The organism is Qipengyuania pacifica (assembly GCF_019857205.1).
GTDB classification, from domain to species: Bacteria; Pseudomonadota; Alphaproteobacteria; order Sphingomonadales; family Sphingomonadaceae; genus Qipengyuania; species Qipengyuania pacifica.
The window spans coordinates 1-3,699 of the sequence record NZ_JAHWXO010000031.1; the positions used below are offsets into that span (position 1 = coordinate 1).

3 protein-coding genes are annotated in these 3,699 nt (G+C 60.6%); all 3 read left to right on the forward strand.

Features of this window, described 5'->3' with window-relative positions; all coding sequences use genetic code 11:
• Positions 1-124 precede the first annotated feature (124 nt).
• From KYK83_RS16935 to KYK83_RS16945, 3 genes are read left to right on the forward strand one after another with little or no spacing between them, the layout of a single operon-like run.
• Positions 125-1,669 carry a tyrosine-type recombinase/integrase gene (locus KYK83_RS16935; RefSeq protein ID WP_038575219.1) on the forward strand — a complete coding sequence of 515 codons (1,545 nt, stop codon included), beginning with the start codon at positions 125-127 and terminating at the stop codon, positions 1,667-1,669.
• Positions 1,666-2,580 carry a tyrosine-type recombinase/integrase gene (locus tag KYK83_RS16940; RefSeq protein WP_006832488.1) on the forward strand — a complete coding sequence of 305 codons (915 nt, stop codon included), beginning with the start codon at positions 1,666-1,668 and terminating at the stop codon, positions 2,578-2,580. The genes KYK83_RS16935 and KYK83_RS16940 overlap by 4 nt, the downstream gene beginning before the upstream one ends.
• A complete protein-coding gene (locus KYK83_RS16945) occupies positions 2,577-3,581 on the forward strand; it encodes a tyrosine-type recombinase/integrase (RefSeq protein ID WP_048884363.1) in 1,005 nt (334 codons plus the stop codon). Before KYK83_RS16940 ends, KYK83_RS16945 begins: the two co-directional genes overlap by 4 nt.
• Positions 3,582-3,699: the final 118 nt, after the last annotated feature.

Sequence of the window (3,699 nt, forward strand, 5' to 3'; positions counted from 1 at the left end):
TATTCTTTGCAGTCGCAGTTTATGTCGAGCGTCGCAGCCGGAGGCGCGGGATTGCGTCGGTTCGTCATGATTTTACTCCAGATAATTACCGGTCCTTCGACCTCAACATGTCGAAGGAACCACCATGCCAACAAGATCATTTGTGTCGTTTCAGCCTGCACCAAGCAGGGTTGGAGAGCCGCCCAGTACTAACGCCCTATTCAGTGCATTCCTCTCCTCTCTGTCGGTTGAAGAGGGAACCGCCTGTGCGGTCCTGTACAGCGCAGCGATCCGCCATTTTCTGTGTTGGCTGGGACTACGCGGGATTGCGCTCGGGACGGTTGATGATCGCATCGTGCGCCGTTTTGAGCAGCATCGATGCCGGTGCCCAAGGTATTCAGCGCAAGCGACAGCCTACAAGGCCGATCTTGCGGCGCGTGTCAGGCGCTTTGTCCGGTTTCTCGAAGACCAGGGTTACATCGACGTAGCCGATGGGATTTACGATCTCGGGCGTCATCTTGCTGACTATTCGCATATGATCGATGGCCTCCAACTCGCGAAGGGGGTGGCGCAAGCCTACCGTTCAGAGGCGGAGCACTTCGCGGCCTGGCTGCGGGTATCGCGATGTCCATGGACCGATGTCGATGACACGGTCACCAAACAGTATGCCGATCACGATTGTCGGTGCCCGGTTTTCCGCAAGCGCGGCAAGCTGACCACTTCCGGCAGGAAGCGACGGCGGCGTTGCACACGGCACTTCGTTGAGTTTCTTCGTGATCGGCGCGCCATCGCTCCGGTCGCGGTGAAGGTGGTCGAAGATCCGCAGGTCGCGGCATATGTCGGTTGGCTCAGGCAGGATCGAGGCGTGACCGACGAGACGATCCGGCGATACCGGGCAGAGATTGAGCGGCTGATGCCCATGCTCGGCGCGCCGGCACAATGGGATGCTGCCACTCTGCGAGATGCGTTCGAGCGTCGCAGCAAGGAGATCCCGGGATCGGCTTCGCTGCTCGCCACGATCATGAGGAGCTATCTTCGGTTTCTTATTGGCCGAGGCCAATGCCGCCCAGCGCTGCTGCACGCAATGCCTTCCGTACGGAGATACCGGCTTTCGGCATTGCCGCGCTACATCGACCCGGCAACGATCGAGAGGATCATTGCAGCCTGCCCGACAGGTCGGCCGGTGGAAGTTCGGGATAAGGCGATCATTCTCCTGCTTGCCAGACTTGGCCTGCGAGCAGGAGATATTCGGGATATGCGTCTCGACGATATCGATTGGCGATCCGGCCATCTGAAGGTCAAGGGCAAGACGCGTCGACCGGATCGTTTGCCATTGCCACAGGGTGTTGGCGACGCGATCCTGGCATATCTTGCTGCGGCCCGCCCGACGGCCATCGAAGCGCACCTGTTCTTGCGTTCGCAAGCCCCGTTCCGGCCATTCAGTTCGTCAGCCGAGATCGCCGGCATCGTTGCACGCACACTCGAGCGCGGCGGGATCGAAGGTCTGCCGACCGGATCGCACATATTCCGGCATTCGCTTGCAACCAACATGCTGCGCTCTGGTGCAGGCCTGGAGTCCATCGGGACCATCCTGCGCCACAGCTCGCCCGAGACCACCGCCATTTACGCCAAGACCGATCTGCCGATGCTCTTGAAGATCGCACAACCCTGGCCCGGAGACCTGTCATGATAAACGCACAGATTTCGCGGTACGTCGCTTTGCATCGCAGCCTCGGTCGCAAATTTTTCGAGCAGGAGCGCCTGCTTCGCAAGTTCGGCACCTACGCGACTGGCTTCGGAGACAGCCACACCCGTATCGACCGCATCTACGACTGGTGCCGAGCGACGACTTCGCAGAACACCGCGCGGACCGGCTTCACTTTCGTGCGCAACTTCTGCTTGTTTGCCCATGCCGAGGATCCAGCCAACCAGGTTCCGCCCGCCGGTGTGTTTGGCCGGGGGAAGCGTCCGCGACCAACGCCGCACATCATCCAACCGGAACAGGTCCGGGCGATCATGAAGGCGGCGCTCGATCTTCCGCCCAAGGGCATGATCAGTCCCTTCACCTATCATTACCTGTTCGGTCTGCTGGCGGCGACCGGTCTGAGGATTTCCGAAGCTCTAGCACTACAGTGCGACGATCTGGTCGAAGACGGTCTGATCGTCCGCGACGGCAAGTTCGGCAAGCAGCGCCTAATCGCCTTGCAGCCATCAATCCGTCAGGCTCTCGAGGCCTATCTCGCAACCCGGGCAAGGCTCGGTGCCACGGGCAACGATCTGTTCGTGACGATCCGGGGAAGAGCACCCCATAAGGTCCGCGCCCACGTCGTGTTCGTCAGGCTGGCGCGACAGCTCGGATATCGTGGACCAACCGGGACTGCAGGTATGCGGCTTCACGATTTGCGGCATACCTTCGCCGTACGCTCGCTCGAGTCCTGCTCGCCGGACCGGGACGCCGTGACGCATCACATGGCCGCGCTCAGTGTCTATCTCGGTCACACCTCGGTCGCCAACACCTACTGGTATCTCGAAGCCACGCCAGTGCTGCTGCGCGACATCGCTGCCGCGAGCGAGGATCTGTATCTGGGAGAAGCGGCATGACGGCGCTTGCTCCCCATCTCACAGCCTTCCTGCGCGAACATCTGCCGCGGGAACGCGCCGTAAGCCCGCATACGGTGAAGACCTATGCCAACTGCTTCGTCCTGCTGGTCCGGTTCGCATCCGATCGGCTGAAGCGTCGACCGACCGATCTCGAGATCGAGGATTTCGGCACCGACATGATCATGGCCTTTCTCGGCCATGTCGAGGTCGAGCGCGGCAGCTGTGTGCGGACCCGCAATGGCAGGCTCGCTGCGATCAGATCCTTCTTCCGGTACATCGAGTATCGGGTTCCGGCGTGTCTTGACCAGGCGCTTCGGGTTCGATCGATCCCCAGCAAGAAGGCAAACAAGACGCTGATCGATTATCTCGACCGGGCCGAGATCAAGGCATTACTCGACGCGCCCGATCCTCGGACACGGCTCGGTACGCGCGATCGCGCTATGCTGCACTTGACCTATGCAGCGGGGCTTCGGGTATCGGAACTCGTGTCGCTGCAACTGCGCGATTTCCCGGATCGATCGCTCTCGACGGTCCACATCATGGGTAAAGGCCGTCGCGAGCGGGTCTTGCCGCTATGGAAAGAGACCCAGTCCGCACTCCGCGCATGGCTTGTCATCCGTCCTGAGACTGAGGTCGCCGAGGTATTTCTCAACGCGAACGGGCAGCCCATCACCCGCGATGGCTTCGCATTCCGTCTCGCCAAACATGTCAACGCGGCAGCAAAGAAGCAGCCGTCGTTGCTGCGCAAACGAGTCACGCCGCATGTATTGCGTCATTCCTGCGCGATGCACACGCTCGCAGCGACAGGCGATATTCGCAAGGTCGCACTATGGCTTGGACATGCCAGCATCCAGAGCACCGAAACATATCTGCGCGCCGATTCAGAGGAGAAGCTGCGGATTTTGGCTGCGCATGGCGGGCCGGAAATCAGCCCTGGACGCTTCAAGCCGCCGTCAGACACTCTGATCGCCATGCTCAACGACGTCCGCAAGCGGGCATAGCCTTCGGCCACGCTGCCCCAACCGCACAATTATCTGGAGTAAAATTATGACGAACCGACGCAATCCCGCGCCTCCGGCTGCGACGCTCGACATAAACTGCGACTGCAAAGAATACGTC